The organism is Sphingomonas sp. NFX23, assembly GCF_049887795.1.
GTDB lineage: Bacteria > Pseudomonadota > Alphaproteobacteria > Sphingomonadales > Sphingomonadaceae > Sphingomonas.
The window spans coordinates 15,885-32,427 of sequence record NZ_JAGEKH010000007.1 but is presented as its reverse complement, the minus strand read 5'-3'; the positions used below and the strand labels follow the sequence as shown (position 1 = coordinate 32,427).

The following is a 16,543-nucleotide window of genomic DNA, read 5'->3' as shown; positions in this document are numbered from 1 at the left end:
TGGAAAGCGCCTTGGCCGTTGCGGCTCAGCGTATGCCCAGCCATGGCGGCCCAGACGCCATTGTCCTATCCATTCGGACCGTCCCGCGAAGGCTGCTAAAGATCTCATGCTGGTTTTTCTCGACTTCGAAGCCTCGTCGCTCGCCAAGCAAAGCTACCCGATCGAGGTGGCGTGGGTGTTTGCGGACGGGCGGTCCGAGACCCACCTCATCCGCCCAGCACCATCGTGGACCGACTGGCACGAAGACGCGGAGGCTATCCATCATATTTCTCGCAGCACGCTGCTGAGCGCCGGAGAGCCCCATGACGTAGTTGCGCAGCGCATGATCGACGTACTTGCCGGCCACGACCTCCTCGCCAGCGCGCCATCCTGGGACGGGAAGTGGCTTAGCGTCCTGCTTCGTGGTGCGGGTCTCGACCGGCGCGCGCTTCGCCTTCGCGACACCGATGATGCCATCGACGAAGATGCCCGCATAATCCTTGCCCCCAGTGTCCCGCCCGACCTTCTGGACGCAACGGTCGAGGATCTGGTCACGCTGATCGAGGCGCGCGCGCGCGGGAAGGCGCCAGCTCATAGAGCGCTGGCGGACGCCGAGGCGGAGCGTCAACGATGGCTTGCGGTGCGAGGTGCCGCGACGGAACTGGCGGAGCAATACCGTCGCTGACGGTGTCGGCGCTTCCGGCCACTCGTCATGCGGAACGACCGATATTTACGTCGTTCGCGGTCGGTTGTTGCGAATACGCCACCCACGGGTCTGCGAAGACGGGCGCAAGGACTTGGCGCCGATCTGATGGACGCGCGGCGCGCCGTCGGCATAGCATTCGCCAGACGTGCGATGACCGTAGTGTGAGTACGCCCACATCGGGTCGTTCTGTGTTGGCCAAGCGCCTGCCAATTGCAGACATTCGTTGATGCTGGCAGTCTTTTCAGATGACGTTGAAACGGCTTGGTCTTGCCACTTTGCTCGGCGCTATTGCTCTCCCCACAAGCTTCTACCCGATGCAGGCGGCTCTGACCGAGTGGTATTTGCATAGCTCGGCGGTTGCACAGCTTAAGGCAATCTCCGATGCTGAATGAGGATGGCGATATAAGAAGCTTGCGCGGCAAGTCCGATGATAAATCCGCCGGTGTCATCCCCGCTGGCAGGATCGATGCTACGTTACCTTTGGTCTAGTACATCGCGTTATTCCGCACCGTTAATGAAACTGTCACATTGAGCGTCCAACGGCGCTTCATTGAACAGGGGTTGGGACGAATAGATGACCAAATTTGGCTTGCGCACGGGTTGCGCCATTCTCGCGTTGAGCATCGCCCCGCAGTCGCCGGCCTGGGCTCAAACCGCCCCCGTCACTCCTACGACCGCCACGCCCCCGGCCGATGCTGTTCCAGAAACTGCCGTACCAGACGCCGCGGCGCCTGACGCCGGCGGCAGCGACATTATCGTGACCGGGTCTGCCCGCCAGCAGCGCCGCTTCGACGTCTCCTACGCGGTCAACTCGCTCAGCAACGCCGACATCCAGAAGCTCGCGCCGATCAACTTTGCCGACCTGCTCGGCAAATTGCCCGGCTTCGCGGTCGAGAACACCGGTGGCGAGGTCCAGAACATCATCCGCCTGCGCGGCCTGCCAAGCGACGGCGGCCTCGTCACCTTCCAGCAGGACGGACTGCCGCTGTTCCACGAGAATGACGGCAACTTCTTCCGCGGCGACAGCATCAACCGGTTCGACCTGATGACGCAGCGCGTCGAGGTCGTACGCGGCGGCCCTGCCCCGGTCTATGCGAGCTATGCCGCGGCGATCGTCAACAACATCACCGTATCGGGGACCGACACGACGCGCGGCAAGGCGCAGGTGACGCTCGGCGACACCGGGCTCTACCGGCTCGACGGGTACCAAGCAGGCCCGATCGACGACTCGACCTATTACGCGATCGGCGGGTTCCTGCGCCGCCACGACGGCTACCGCGATAACGGCTTCCCGAACGATCGCGGTGGCCAGGTCCGCGCCAACATCAAGCACGACTTCAGCAACGGGTCGCTGCGACTCTCGGGCAATTACCTGAACGACCACAACGTGTTCTACCTACCGATCCCAACTGCCGACCCGCGCGATCCGAGCAAGTCGCTCATCCAGTATATCGATTTCTTCAGCGGCACGATGAACTCGCCCGGGCTGCGCAACGCGAATATCCGGTTCCGCGAGGCCGACGGCACGACGCGCAACGTCGACGCCGATCTCGGTAATGGTCGCCACACCCAGTTCGGCAACGTCGGCGTGCAATACGACGCCGATTTCGACGGTTGGAAAGTCGCGGCGAAGGGCGGCGTCAGCGTCGGCAAGCTGCATTTCGACGCGCTGTATTCGACCAGCAATCCGTCGGATGCCAACGCCTACGCCAACGCGACGAGCAACGGGATCGGCACTCCGACCAACCTGGATAACGCCCGCAAGGCGTTCGGCGCCGGCGTGACGCGGCTGGGCTATGCGATCGCCGGCACCAATGGCGCCGAGGTCTATGACCCGAACACCGCGTCGGGCCTGGTTGTCCCCGCGCAGTTCCGAGACGTCGTCTCGAAATACTATTCGACACAAGGCGACCTGAGCGTCACGCGGTCGATCGCGACCGGGTTCGGCACGCATGACCTGCGCGTCGGCGTGTATGGCAGCCTGTACGGCGAGACCAACGAGGTCGCGTACCAGGACTATCTGCTTGAGGTGAAGGGCAAGCCGCGCACGCTCGATCTGATCGCGTACAACGCCGCGGGCCAGGCGGTCGGCTCGGTCACCGACAACGGCGTGCTGCGCTATACGACGACGCTCAACCGCGGCAACACTGACGCCTCGATGTATGCGCTCTATGCCAACGACACGTGGGAACTGGTCAAGGGCCTGACCCTCGACGGTGGCATTCGCCACGAGCGCTACAGCTTCGAGGGCTATGCCTTCGCAACCGCCTCCGCCAACCTCGGCGATTCGAACACGCTCGCCGACAACGCGGTCCGCGCGTTCACCGGCCAGATCATCAACTCGAAGCTCAGCCCCAGCATCACCAACTGGACGGGGGGCATCAACTACGACGTCACCAAGCACTTCGGTGCCTATGCGCGCGCCTCGCACCTCGAAACGCCGCCATCTACGCAGGTGACGTATCAGATCAACCCGACGATCATCACGTCGAAGGCGAACCAGTATGAGGTCGGACTGAAGGCCGCATTCGGCCGGTCGTATCTGTACCTGATCGGCTTCTACACGCGCTACAATCCGCTCAACGCGTCGTTCGTCGCGCTGGACCCGGTCACCGGCCGCAACGACCAGTCGGTGCCGTTCGTCGGGAAGGCGGAGATCAAGGGCATCGAGATCGACGGCAACCTCGCGCTCCCGCACGGTTTCGCGGTCACCGGCGCGCTGACGATCAGTGATCCGCAGTATAAGAGCCTCGTCAACGCCAACGGCGCGAGCGCGGGCGACGTCGAGGGCAACCAGATCGTCCGCGAGCCGAAGGTCTATGGCAACATCCGTCCCTCGGTCGACTTCGACGTCGCGGGCAATTCCGTGCAGCTGTACGGCCGCTACGAATATACCGGCAAACGCTATGTCGACTTCTTCAACAACACTGCCCTGCCTTCGTATCAGACGGTCGGCGCTGGGCTCACGCTGACGCACGACACGTGGCAGATGCAGGTCGTCGGCGACAATCTGTTCAACGCGAAGGGCCTTACCGAAGGCAATACGCGCACCGATCAGTTGAGCGGCCAGGGTACCGCGGACGCGATCTACGGCCGGCCGATCTTCGGTCGCAACGTCCGCCTCGTGGTCAGCAAGTCCTGGTGACGGGCTTGCGTTTGATGGTCGCGGCGCTGGCGATGACGGCGGCTGCACCGGTGTGGGCGCAGACGCCTGCACCCGTGGCGGTCAGCGACACGGTGGTCGACACGCTGTCTGAGCGACTGTTCCCGATGCTCGGCGCGCTGGGCCGGCTGCCGACCGTGACGTTCGATACGCGAGCGCGACGGATTGCCGCATGCAGTGACGTGCCCGCCTGCGTGATCGAGGCGACGATCTGGACCGATCAGGACCGGGCGATGGTCGTCCCCAGTCTGTCCAAGAATGGCGCGCGGCCGAAGTCGAATGCCGACCTTTCGGTAGCGGCCGGCATCAACCAGGAACTCGATGCACTGAACGTCGTGCTCCGGGTCTACGGCCTCGGCTTGCCGGGCCGCTATCCCAAGATCGACGGCCCGATCTTCGCCACCGACACGCCCTTCTTCACCGATAGCGTAAAGGTCGCGATCGATACCGCGCGCGCCGCGTCCGATGCGCCGCCTGCGACGATCGCAGCGAGCGTGCGGTTGGCGGTGGCGTTGCTCGACGCCAACGATGCGACGGCCGCGACGCGGTTCGAACCACTCGACCAGCGTGAGAATGCCGGTGCGCGCGCACTCGCGCCGCGGACCGACTGGAAGGCGTTCCGCTATGCGCTGCTGATCGTCCCCGGCGTCGGCCCCGAGGACGTCGGCACCACGCTCAGTCCACGCAGCAAGCTCCACGCGCTGCTCGCGGCGCAACGCTATCGCCAAGGTCTCGCACCGTTCATCCTCGTCTCGGGCAGCGCGGTGCATCCGCGCGGCACCCGGTTCGTCGAAGCGGTCGAGATCCGTCGCGCACTAGTCGAGCGCTATGGCATCCCGTCTGACCGCGTCATTCTCGAGCCGTATGCGCGGCATACGACAACCAACCTGCGCAACGCGACGCGGCGGATGGTAGCGCTTGGCATCCCACTCGACCGACCGACGCTGATCGTAACCGACGCCGAGCAGAGCAAATACATTGACAGCCGGACCTTCACCGACCGCAACCGCACGGAGCTGGGGTATCTGCCGGGTACGGTCGGGCGGCGGCTGTCGGCGTACGACCTCGAATTTGAACCGTCGCGGCTATCCCTACGCCAAGATCCGCGCGATCCTCTCGACCCATGAGCGATTATTTCAGGCACGCATTCTCTAGCACGACAAACACCACCCCTAGTTCCACCCCGGCGAAGGCCGGGGCCCAATCAGGGGACGGCGGTAACTTGGGATCGCGCTCCATTACGACCACCTTTCCAATTGGGCCCCGGCCTTCGCCGGCGTGGTTGAAATATCCGCTGCTCATCGTGCTCCTCCTGGCCCCCGCTGCGGCTAACGCTCAGGACACCCCCGCCGACCTAGTCGACCCGTTCGTGGGCACGCTCGCCGACTTCGGCCAACTCTCCCCCGCCGCCGTCGCACCGTTCGGCATGATGCAGCTCGGCCCCGACACCAGCCCGGCCAACCATGCCGGCTACGATCACGCCGCGACCACATTGCTCGGCTTCTCGCACACCCGTGGCGTCGGCGTCGGCTGCGGCGGCGCAGGCGGCGACCTGATGATCTCGCTGCGTTATGCTGATCAGACCGGCCCGGCGTTAATCGACAAACCCAGCGAAACCGCGCGCGCCGGCACCTACCGCGTCCGCTACGACCGTGGCATCCAAGCCGAGATGACAGCGACGCGGGGTGCCGGCGTGCTGCGCTTCACCCTCCCCCGAGCTGGCGCCGTCGACCTGCGGATCGACCCGCGACACAGCTATTCGAAACGTCTGGCGGCCAGCTGGGACAGCCTCACCAGCGACGACCTCCGCGCCGACCTTGTTGCGGGGACGGTCTGTGACCAAGGTGCCTATCATCTCCACACCGCCAGCCGGATCCTCGTCAACGGACGGCCAATCCACCAGACGCTGACCGCTGGTACAAACGATCTGGCAACGCTCCACATCATCGGCAAAGCGGGCGACGCAATCGAAATCCGTACCGGCCTGTCGACCGTCGACGGACGCGGCGCAGCATCGGTTCGCGACACGGAAGTCGGTAGCAAGTCCCTTGCCGCCGTCGCGGGCGAAACACGCGCCGCCTGGAACCGCATCCTAGGCCGCGTCACGTTAAGCGGCTCGCAAGACCGGCGCGCGCTGTTCTACACGTCGCTCTACCGAGTCATGGAAACCCCGGTCGCGATCGACGATCCCGACGGCCGCCACCGCGACAATAAGGGCGTGGTACAGACTTCGCTCAAGGGTCGGACGCGCTACGCCAACTGGTCGCTATGGGACAATTACCGTACCCAGATGCCGTTGCTCGCATTGCTCCAGCCCGAGCGCAGCGCCGATATCGCGCAATCGCTGGTCGCACTCTACGCGGGCGGCAAAGCGCAATGGTCGACCCCGCACGAGCCGTTCCTGACGGTCCGCACCGAACATGCCGGGATCGCTCTTCTCGACATGCACCGCAAGGGCATCGTGTTCGACGCGGACGCCGCGCTGGTGGGAATGGCGGCGGACAGCGACGCGCTCAAGCGCGGCACGCCCGACGAGCAGATCGAGGCGGCGTATGACGATTGGGCGACCGCCGAACTCGCGCGCGATCTCGGCCGCACCGATCTTGCGTGGACCTTCACCGCCAAGGCGCAGAGCTATCGCCCGATGTGGCGATCGGTGTTCCAGACGCCGGGCGCGGACGGCGACGTGGTCAAGGCGCGCGGGCTGTATCAGGGCACCTTGTGGCAATATCGCTGGGCGCCGATCTTCGACCTGCCGTGGATGACCGCGACGGTCGGCCGCGAACGGATGCTCGGCGAACTCCACCATTTCTTCGATGCCGGCCTGTTCAACATGACCAACGAGCCCGACATCCAGGTCCCGTGGATGTTCGCCGCGCTCGGCCAGCCGCAAGCCACCGCCGACCTGATCCACACGATCCTGACCAAGCCGATCGCGCATCCCTATACCAACAGCGGCAAGCTGCCGGTGCCGTTCGTTGGCCGCAGCTTCGCGCTGTCGCCGCAGGGCTTTGCCGACGGAATGGACGACGATGCCGGCGGGTTGACAGCGTGGTACGTGTTCGCGACGCTCGGCCTGTATCCGCTTGTGCCGGGCGAACCGTGGTATATCGTGACGACGCCCGCGTTCAGTCGAAGCTCGATGGAACTTGGCAATGGGCACACGCTGACAATCCAGCGCTCCGGGCCCGAGAACGGCCGGATCGCGCGCGCGAGCCTGAACGGACGGCCCCTTACAAACTTCCGCCTCCAGCATGCGGATCTGCTCATAGGGGGGACATTAGAAGTCACGACTCGATGACATATCCTGCGAACCCAAACGTCGACGCTTTGATCCGGATGATCTACTTTCACCGCTACTGTCGTTGGCGGCGCGGGCAAAGATTATGGGTGATCGGCCATGCGACGAATAATTGAGGTAAGACCCAAAGCAAACGCTCACGCCTCTTCCCTCGCTTCCCAACCTCGGACGCTGGTTCATCTTTGCGAATAACAGATTTTCAAGCCCGGCTATCCGCTCGCGAATGTCTTGATGGGAGAGGAAAGTCGCCGTCCCGATACACAAGCTAGAGGATGCCGACTGCGCCATCGGCCCAGATCGCCAAGGCTGCTATTATCACTCCACAAACGAGAGCCATCCGTAAGATCGAATGGTCAACGAACCGAACAATCAACTCAATCGCACAGCCAAAAACGGCAAAAATAGCAGCAGCCGCAATGAAATCGGCACCTGTCCAACGCACCTCGTCGGTGAACAACATCGCGATGGCTGGAAGGATGAGTGAGACCCCAAGCATAGCCCAAAGGGCCGGACGCCAGCGTCCGAGATTAGCTGCTCGAGAACTGGCCGATACAGTCACAGACACCCTCCATCGACGCTACTTTCACATGCGCCTTGAATGTCTGCAAGTGGGCGAACGTACCCTCCCTTACGGCTTCCGGCCAGCCCCAGAGGCGGACGTCTGCCGGCCGATCAAGGGTACCCGGAAGCGGTCGTTTGTTCACTAGCCGTGCAGCCGGTTTCAGATCTTAAATCCAACTGGTCTCAACGCCGTCCCCGCTGAATGGATCAACGCTGTCGCCCTAACCCCGTAGCCGTCCAATAGATGCCGCCTAGCAGGTGCTGTAGATACCGCTCGTCCCGGTACATCTCGACATTGTGTCCGAGCAGGGTGATGAACACGCGCCCTTTCTCATACTGCTGAAACCACGCCTCTGGATGGTCCCCGCCCATCCGTTTGCCCACTTGGTCAGGCCAGATCCTGGTAGGATCGTAGCTCGTCTCGTCCACTTTCAGCACGGGATTGATCGTAATGCGATATGGATTGCTGGTGACGTAGAATTCGTCGCTCCATATCCAACGGTCGGGCAAGCCAAATGTCGCGGGAAATCCATTGTCCGCAATGGTGACGACCGCAGTCTGGACCATCGGATGGTTTATGAAGGAGCGGCCGATTAACTTCTCGTACCATGGCCAGGCATTGGGCGGAATGATCGCTGCCCGGTGCACCACCATGGCATTCCCACCCGACCGCATATACTGCTCGAAATGGCTGCGCTGCGTCTGGCTCAACTGCTCCGCTGGTGTGTTAAGGAAAAGCACCGCTGCATACTCACGCAGGTCGCGGTCGAAGACGGCAGGGTCACTTGTCCAGGTGACCCCGAACGAGTGAAGCCTCGCCAAACGCTCGAGGTTTTCCCGCGCCACAGGTATATACTCGTAATGGTACTTGCTGGGTGTCGCGATCACGAGCAGCTTGAACTGATCCTCGGCCCAGCTTGTGGAAGGCATAACGAGGCAAAATAGGGCGGCAATTATCCGAACGACGGTCTTCATTGTGCGCTCCTCCCAACAGCTCATGTGCTTGTAGCGCGGGAACAGGCCAGCGCTAGCCAGACCTTTGTCGGCGAGCGATGCTGGTATGCGACTGCTCTACCGACAGCGGCTTAAACTCTCGAAGTTGGCGGCGTTAGCATACCGCAGACGGCTCCGATCATTCATAGGCACTAGTTGACCGCTTCGGCACCGGCCATACTGCGAAGGTCAGATGGCTTCCCGATCAGGAACCCTTGAACCTGATCACAACCCCATTGCTGCAGTACGGACAGCTGCTCTTCGGTTTCAACTCCTTCGGCAACGATAATGAGTCCCAGGCTTTTGCCGAGCCCGATCGTAGCCTTCACGATAGATGACGAAGATGCGTTGTTGTGCATGGTCGCGACAAAGCTCCGATCGATCTTGATCTTGTCGAAGGTGAATTCCTTGAGATTGCTGAGGGACGAGTGCCCTGTTCCAAAATCGTCCATCACGACTTTGGCGCCGCATTCCCGCAACGCCCGGAGGGTCGTGAGGACGTTGTCGCGTTGGAAACCAAGGAGAGTTGCGCTCTCGGTAACTTCAAGTTCTAGTCGGTCGAACGCTACCCCCCACCGCAGTGCCCCATCGTAGATCTCGGTAGCAAGCCCGACTGAACGAAACTGTATCGGTGACAGATTCACCGCAAGCGATACCTTCGGGGCCCAGGTCGATGCAGCACAAAGCGCGTGATCGATCATCCATGAGCCGATAGCATCGATGAGTCCGCTGGACTCGGCGATGGGTATGAAAATGTCCGGCGGTATCTCGCCCAGGCTGGGATGATGCCAGCGAAGTAAAGCCTCATACGCGACGATCTCCAGCGAGACAGCGTCGGCGATCGGCTGAAACGCAAGACGAAACTCGTTCGCAGAGATGCCATCCTCGAGGTCCCGCGCGAGCCGCACTCGCCGCCTCTCCTCGTCCCTCAAATCCTTGTTGTAGATGCGCGCCGTGTTTTTGCCGTCGGCTTTGGCGCGGTACAATGCACGGTCCGCAAGCTCGTGAAGCTCGTCTCCGGTCTGACCAGGCTCGGAGAGCGCCGCTCCGATGCTCATCTTTATGGCTACGGTCTCGTCTGACGGTGCGGCGGCCATCTTGAAGATGCGCGAGATCAGCGCTTCCGCGGCTTCGGGTTGTGAGCGCGCAACCTGGATGACGGCAAATTCGTCACCACCAATACGCGCAACCACGTCATCGCCGCGGACGCACGAAGACAACAGCCGTGCCGTGCGCTTCAGCACTTGATCTCCACCGGAATGACCCATTCGATCATTTATAGCCTTGAACGCGTCCAGATCGATGGCGAAGACCGCTACGACGTCACCTGTTCGCACGCTGCGAGCGAGCTCGTGGGCAAGACGGTTCTCGAAGAGAAGTCGGTTCGCTAACCCGGTCAGCATATCGTGGTTGGCGAGGAACTCGGCACGACGCTCGGCGGACCGACGGCTCTCCACTGCACTGCGGTATTCGTACAGTCCACGCGCAAGATCGCCCAGCTCGTCGTCCCGCTCTAGTCCGGGTACCGCCCCATCGCTTTCCCCGACACGGAAATCGCGCAGTCGCGCAGCCATGACAGTGATCGGCAATACCAACCTTCTACGAAGCCAGATGGCCATGCTGAATATGATGGCTACGATCCCGAGCCCGCCAAGTAGGACCGAAATGATATCCCGACGGCTCTCCCGCCGGTTCTTGTCCGCCGCATTCCAAATCGCTGTAGTCAGTTCTTGTCGCGCCTGACTACGGCTCAATTCCAAAGACGTCAGCGCGCCCAGAAACCTTGGCATGTCCGCTTTGATGCCAGAGGGTCTGAGACGGCTCGTTTCAATCAACTGGTCGGAGGCGGTGGCGAATACGGCTGCAGCCTGCCGCTCCTTCTGAACAGCGGCCGATCCAGTTTCTAGGCGATTGTGCGATTGGCCCCCTTGCAAAGACTCCCGCTCAAATTGCGCGATCTGCTCGTGCAGTTCTTTCCAACGTGCGTCGGGTACCTTCACTCCCTGTTCGGCACCCCGGGTCAAGCGGCCAACGTCCTGGCGCAATCGTCGTTGTGCCTGATCCAGCCGGTCCTCGCGACCCAACGCATCGCTGAGAATCGTAATGCGCAGGTCAGCCTGATGGATCTTGTTGCCAACCGAAAGGCCGATAGCCAGCAGTGCCAGCGCCATCACGATGACAGATGTGCAGGCTATGGATACGCGCGCTGATATCGATAGTCGCACAGGCTTCTCCCCAACCCCGCTTGACGCCAAAGCATTACCTTATGGTTAGAGAATTGTAGCCCTGTTCGCTGCCATACGCTTCTTGAGCCATAAACCCTGAGCATATCGGGTTCTGGCAAGGCTACCGTGCGTTTGAACGTCTACAAGTGGGCGAGCGCCCCCCGGCCTACAGCGTCCAGCCGGACCCAGAAGTGTCGTCTATGATGTAACCGGCCGCCCGGAATCGGACATCGGTTTACGCGCTAGCATTAGCACCGGTGTGTCTGATCCCCATATACCTCAAGTAAGGAGAGGCAGATGGCCGGCGGTTGGACGCGCGATGGCGCGGTGCAGGATCAGATTGACGATTCAGTGGCTGACGCAGTGTTGACCGCACGCGCAAGCATGCCAAGCGGAACGAGTGAACCGTTCTGCGCAATCTGTGGCGACGACATCCCCGAAGGTCGGCGCCGAGCGCTGCCTGGGGTGCGGACCTGCGTAACTTGTCAGAGCGGCCGCGACCGGCCTCTTGCCGCTACGTTCAATCGGCGAGGCAGCAAGGACAGTCAGCTGCGGTGACTATCTCCGCGTCTTGGCCGGCCTCTGCTGACCAGGCCCATACTCGGACGTTCGCGCAGACCTACCCGCCCCTGACTTCAGTCATGGGTTTACATCGGGACCGCGTTCGGCGACCCGAGGCGTTGCTGTTAAAGCTCGAATTATGAGAGTAAAGCGAGCGTCGGTTGAGCCAGCGTTGGCTGCTATCACCAGAGCAAATGGTCGGTGATCACGCCAGCTCTGACAAGCAAACCTACAGCCGCTCCTACGCATAGGACGACACCATAAACAGCAACGGCTAGAGTCCGACTGCGATGATCCGTCTTGTATGTCATTTCTAGCCCCTCTCGGCTTTGGCTTGCTTCGAGGCTTAACGATCATGCCCGCGTGCGCAACTAGGCAGGACAGCCCGGAAGCACGAGGATCAACCACCGACGGGCATGCAAACGTTTTTCCCACCCCTCAAATTTAGACGCCCGTTCATATCCATGATCGGAGTAAGATAGACGCCAATAGGTCTGGTCAAGCGTAGCAGATCGATGTTCACGGCTGATATTGCCTACAATTGGAAGGCGCGTATAAATGTTTTGCGTCGCGTTATTATAAGTGATGCTATCTTTGCATTATCTTGCTGATGATGCTGATCGGAGAGTAGCGATGAACATCCAAGGCTTGTATGCGGTTGCATGTGTCACCGACATGGTGCGCGCCGAAGATTGGTACTCAGCGCTACTCGCCCGACCCGCGGATGACCATCCCATGCCTACCCTGACACAATGGCGGAACATCGGCACGGCAGGCATCCAACTAATCTTTGATGTAGCGAAGGCTGGCGGATCCGTAGTTACGATCGTGACGCCGAACATTGAGGCGGAAAGGGACAGACTCGCCGATCTCGGTCTCGTTATCGGCGATATTAGCCGGGGTAGTTTTGGCGCTATAGCCGAGATTGCTGATCAGGACGCCAACCGGATTATAATAGCGGAGCCGCCAAAGGGGTTCACGGGTTAATGGTAAGCCGGTCCGCTACGCCGACCCTCATGGTCTAGGCGTGACGGTTATTTTAAATACCCGCCTCTCCACGGCGGCTGTACCGACCCACAAGCCGACGTCCAGACGGGTTTCACCGCTTCCCAAAGCCAGCCGTTCATTCATGTTCCGGTTTCGCGCTTAAGCTCCCTTCTTCGGCGCTTCCATAGAGGTCGCGGGTGGGTACCTGCTCACCTTGATCTCGATAAGGCGGACCACTTATGGCTGCAGCAAAGCCTAATCATCCGGTATGTCGAGCAAATTACGCGCGTGCCTACAAAGCTTCTCGGAATCGTTGCTGCAGCTTGCTTGGATGCGCCTTCTCCATGACGAAAATAAGGTCGGTCCATCTGACAAGTTCAGCAGTGAGTAAGTTTTCGGCATCATGGTTGGTACCGGCAGAGTTAACCTCCAGTTCTTCTTGCAACGAAATCACCTGCTAGGCCGTGGGGCTTTGCAGCTTGTTCTGGCTACACACCAACAGAACCGATGAGGCCCAAACTGGCCTAAACCGGCCGGAGCTTCTTTGTTGCCAGGGCACGACCGCATGCTTCGGTCCGAGTGCCCCCGGAGCATGCTCGACAAATCCGGTCGGGGCCTTCAGACCGTGTCCGTACCGCGCAGGGTGCGCGTAACCGATCGGTCTGGAGCGTTCATGCATCGTCGCCACTTTATCACGTCCGCCGGCCTCGCCTCTGCTCTGTTGGCGCTGCCAGCGATCGCGCGTGCTGCGATTGGTCGCGACGACGCGAAATTGCGTGCCATGCTCGACCGGTTCTTCTACGCCCGGCTGGACGACAGCCCCGAACAAGCGACCTCGCTCGGCCTCGACGCCGGCGCGCGGATCGGACTTAAATCGAAGCTCGACGATACCTCGCGTGTCGGCGAGCAGCGCCAGTTCGCGCGGGCCAAGACCGAACTCGCTACGCTGAAGACGGTGTCGCGCGACGCGTTGGGCGACGCGGCAAAGATCGATTACGACGTCGTCCAATACAGCCTGGACCGCATGATCGCGGGGCAGCGCTTCGCGTACGGCGCCAGTGCGGGCCGGTACGCGCCCTATGTGCTGACCCAGTTGAGCGGCGCCTATCGCGACGTCCCCGACTTCCTGGCCAACCAGCATGCGGTGAAAACCGCCGGCGACGCGGACGCCTATGTCGCCCGCGTGCAAGCCTTTGCAGGCGCTATCGATGCCGAAACCGAGCGGCAGCGCGAGGATGCAGCCAAGGGCGTGTTCGCGCCGGACTATATCCTCGACACCACGCTGAAACAGTTGGCGTCGGTGCGCGACAAGGCGCCCGAACTGTCCGGCCCGGCAACCGATCTGGCTGCCAAGCTCAAGGCGGCCGGCTTGCCGCTCGAGCGCGGCTTGGCGGTCGCGGCGCTGATGAGCGAACGGGTGTTTCCCGCGCTTGATCGGCAACGTGCTCTGGTGACCGAACTGCGCAGCAAGGCGACGCACGATGCGGGCGTCTGGCGGTTGCCGGACGGCGACGCGTATTACGCCGCCGCGGCGAGTGCCGCCACCACGGTGGAACTGACAGGCGACGAGATCCACAAGTTGGGTCTGGCGCAGGTCGCCGAAATCAGCGCGCGTATCGATGGCATCCTGAAGACGCAAGGTATGACGCAGGGTAGCGTCGGCGAGCGCCTCGTCGCGCTCAACAAGCGACCCGACCAGCTCTACCCCAACACCGATACCGGTCGCGAGGCGCTGCTCGAGCAACTCCGTGCGCAAATCGCCGCGATGGCGAAGCGCCTGCCCGAGCAATTCGCGGTTCTGCCCAGGGCACCGGTCGAGGTGCGCCGCGTTCCCGAGGCGATCCAGGCCGGTGCGCCCGGTGGCTATTATCAATCCGCCTCTCTCGATGGGTCGCGATCGGCGATCTATTTCATTAATCTGCGTGATACGTTCGATCGCCCGAAATTCGGCTTGGCGACGCTGAGCTATCACGAGGCGATTCCGGGCCACCATCTCCAGGTCATGTCGGCGCTGGAGAGCGAGGACATCCCGCTGATCCGCCGCCGCGGCTTCTATTCGGGGTATTCCGAGGGCTGGGCGCTCTACGCCGAACAGCTTGCCGACGAGATGAGCGTTTACGATGGAAACCCGCTGGGCCAGGTTGGCTACCTCCAGTCGCTGCTGTTTCGCGCCACCCGTCTGGTGGTCGATTCAGGCATGCATGCCAAGCGCTGGAGCAGGGAGAAGGCGACCGATTACCTGATTGCCACAACCGGTATCGCCCGAGGGCGCAGCCAGGGTGAGATCGACCGCTACACCGTCTGGCCCGGACAGGCCTGCAGCTACAAGATCGGTCATACCGTGTGGGTCCGCCTGCGCGACGAAGCCAAGCGGAAGGCCGGCGCCAACTGGGACCCGAAGCAGTTCCACCGCGTGCTGACCATGGGAGCGATGCCGTTGACGGTGCTGGAGAAGGTCGCGCGGGAGCGGATCGCGTAGCAGACGGGGATCAGCGCGCCCCCCAAGACAGGGCAGAACATATCGTTCTTCGGTACCTAGATGGAAGTCATTCCCCAAGGAACGCGCGATGCGCGCGGCTTAAATGTCGCGCCGTACGTTCTCATTGATGCACTGAGTCGCGATCCTCGCAGCTTATGAGTGACCCACTTGCGGTCATTAACGGCCTCTTTCTGGCTCCCCAACTTCTGCCATCCATTCAGTATTGCAGCAGGTGCTGAGCCTCGGCCCTGCACGCTGCCTCGCCAGCTTTCAAAAGGATGATGACGCGGCAAAGCTTTTGCCGGCCCATTAACGAGCTGTCGGCTGCATGAACTCTATCGTGATATGATCGGGGCCTGAAACGTAGGCCACCAACGTCCCCTTCCGTGGCCCCCCCGGAATTGGCAGCGGATTGCCTTTCGCCTTCCATCCTGCGGCTTCGACGCGGGCAATGGCGACATGAATATCCTTTACGGTCAGAGCCAGGTGGGCCGCTCCGATCGATCCCGCGCCGCTGGGCACCGTCCCGTTCTGGAGCCCGTTTGAATATTCCAACAGTTCGACCACGTAGCCGTCTTGTGCCTTGACGATTGCCGTTCTCACTTTCGGATCATCGACACCTGTCACCTGATGCAGGAAGTCGCCCCCCATCTCCGATTGCCGCTCAAGTGTGAAACCGAGCGCTCCCGTCCAGAACCGAACGGCTTCGTCCAAAGACGACACAGCGAAGCCTGTGTGGTCCACGGCGATTACGTTTGCGGCGTCCGTCATTACTGCCCTCTCACTGGTATGCCGCCCGTGCTTACCACGCGACCGTTCACCATCGTAAACCGCTTTCCCTAAACCCTTCCCCGCATACACTTTCCCAATATGGGCTGATGGACACGGAGAAACGGAAAGGCTTCGAGCCTCTTAAAGCAGCGAGTTCCAGGATGCGAAAGACCTTGGGGGCAGTCGAGCTTGGTCATGCAGCGATCAGGCGACCAGCGGCCCCGGAGACCCAACTCCAGTCACTCAGGCGACCATCCTAGCCTTCGACTCCGGACGCTCGTTGATCGCGGAGATTGAACCGATTTTTGCTTCATATTTAGCTCGGGATATCGCCAGTCAGGAGGATTCTGGCATGCCTATTCTCGAAAACTAGGACGCGCTCAGTCATGTCTGTATCTACTGTGCCGGCGTCGCCAGTTCATCACGTGTGAGATTGCCAAGGTCAGACTGCCGATGATCGTCACCGACGTCTCGAACGGACCGCCGAGCAGTACCAGGGCACCGAGTGCGAGCAACGCCAATCCCGAACCGCCGACCAACAGCGGCAAACGAGCGCGGTGGCTTCGATAGCCGAATAGCAGGGCGATCCCCGACGCTGGTACGGCAAAGGCGAGAACCCAGACGTGAAAGCTCTCGGGCACCGCAACGACCGCCGCCAGCGCCGGCAGTGCAGCCAAGAGGAGCGGCAGTCCGACACAATGTACCAGACACACAGCGGACGCGCTGACCGCGACCCGCTCCAGCCAGTCCGTCGCGCGAGCGTCGACGAGATCCTGTCCATGGGACATCGATGTTTCCTTGTGTTGATGATCGGGGA

General features: G+C 61.6%; 12 protein-coding genes. 7 read left to right on the top strand and 5 right to left on the bottom strand.

All coding sequences use genetic code 11. From position 1 onward, the window contains the following. Positions 1 to 106 precede the first annotated feature (106 nt). The 4 genes from J4O76_RS18675 to J4O76_RS18660 all read left to right on the top strand — a co-directional run bounded on the left by J4O76_RS18675 (position 107) and on the right by J4O76_RS18660 (position 7,149). Positions 107 to 664 (top strand): transcriptional regulator, encoded by a 558-nt coding sequence (locus J4O76_RS18675; RefSeq protein ID WP_426283548.1) that lies wholly within the window; start codon positions 107 to 109, stop codon positions 662 to 664. Between the two features lie 595 nt (positions 665 to 1,259). Continuing rightward, a complete protein-coding gene (locus J4O76_RS18670) occupies positions 1,260 to 3,830 on the top strand; it encodes a TonB-dependent receptor (RefSeq protein WP_426283547.1) in 2,571 nt (856 codons plus the stop codon). After that, on the top strand, positions 3,827 to 4,975 hold the full coding sequence (locus tag J4O76_RS18665) for a YdcF family protein (protein ID WP_426283544.1): 1,149 nt from the start codon (positions 3,827 to 3,829) through the stop codon (positions 4,973 to 4,975). Before J4O76_RS18670 ends, J4O76_RS18665 begins: the two co-directional genes overlap by 4 nt. A gap of 176 nt (positions 4,976 to 5,151) precedes the next feature. Next, positions 5,152 to 7,149, top strand: a complete 1,998-nt coding sequence (locus tag J4O76_RS18660) for a glycoside hydrolase domain-containing protein (protein ID WP_426283542.1) — start codon at positions 5,152 to 5,154, stop codon at positions 7,147 to 7,149. A 265-nt stretch (positions 7,150 to 7,414) separates the two neighbouring features. Here the strand turns inward: J4O76_RS18660 and J4O76_RS18655 are convergent, their stop codons facing one another. The 3 genes from J4O76_RS18655 to J4O76_RS18645 form a co-directional block, all read right to left on the bottom strand. Next, on the bottom strand, positions 7,415 to 7,609 hold the full coding sequence (locus J4O76_RS18655; RefSeq protein WP_426283539.1) for a hypothetical protein: 195 nt from the start codon (positions 7,607 to 7,609) through the stop codon (positions 7,415 to 7,417). A gap of 308 nt (positions 7,610 to 7,917) precedes the next feature. After that, positions 7,918 to 8,685, bottom strand: a complete 768-nt coding sequence (locus J4O76_RS18650; RefSeq protein WP_426283537.1) for a ThuA domain-containing protein — start codon at positions 8,683 to 8,685, stop codon at positions 7,918 to 7,920. Positions 8,686 to 8,855: 170 nt separating this feature from the next. Continuing rightward, entirely contained in the window at positions 8,856 to 10,874 is a 2,019-nt protein-coding gene (locus tag J4O76_RS18645) for a putative bifunctional diguanylate cyclase/phosphodiesterase (RefSeq protein ID WP_426283535.1), read from the bottom strand. A 351-nt stretch (positions 10,875 to 11,225) separates the two neighbouring features. On the opposite strand from J4O76_RS18645, the gene J4O76_RS18640 reads away from it, so the two are divergent. The 3 genes from J4O76_RS18640 to J4O76_RS18630 all read left to right on the top strand — a co-directional run bounded on the left by J4O76_RS18640 (position 11,226) and on the right by J4O76_RS18630 (position 14,955). Next, on the top strand, positions 11,226 to 11,486 hold the full coding sequence (locus J4O76_RS18640; RefSeq protein ID WP_426283534.1) for a DksA/TraR family C4-type zinc finger protein: 261 nt from the start codon (positions 11,226 to 11,228) through the stop codon (positions 11,484 to 11,486). A 636-nt stretch (positions 11,487 to 12,122) separates the two neighbouring features. After that, on the top strand, positions 12,123 to 12,476 hold the full coding sequence (locus J4O76_RS18635) for a VOC family protein (protein ID WP_426283532.1): 354 nt from the start codon (positions 12,123 to 12,125) through the stop codon (positions 12,474 to 12,476). Positions 12,477 to 13,149: 673 nt separating this feature from the next. After that, positions 13,150 to 14,955, top strand: a complete 1,806-nt coding sequence (locus J4O76_RS18630; RefSeq protein WP_426283530.1) for a DUF885 domain-containing protein — start codon at positions 13,150 to 13,152, stop codon at positions 14,953 to 14,955. Between the two features lie 309 nt (positions 14,956 to 15,264). Here J4O76_RS18630 and J4O76_RS18625 read toward each other — a convergent pair whose 3' ends face one another. Then, entirely contained in the window at positions 15,265 to 15,726 is a 462-nt protein-coding gene (locus tag J4O76_RS18625; protein WP_426283528.1) for a VOC family protein, read from the bottom strand. A 380-nt stretch (positions 15,727 to 16,106) separates the two neighbouring features. Continuing rightward, complete coding sequence (locus J4O76_RS18620) at positions 16,107 to 16,514, bottom strand: MerC domain-containing protein (protein ID WP_426283526.1); 408 nt, start codon at positions 16,512 to 16,514, stop codon at positions 16,107 to 16,109. Positions 16,515 to 16,543: the final 29 nt, after the last annotated feature.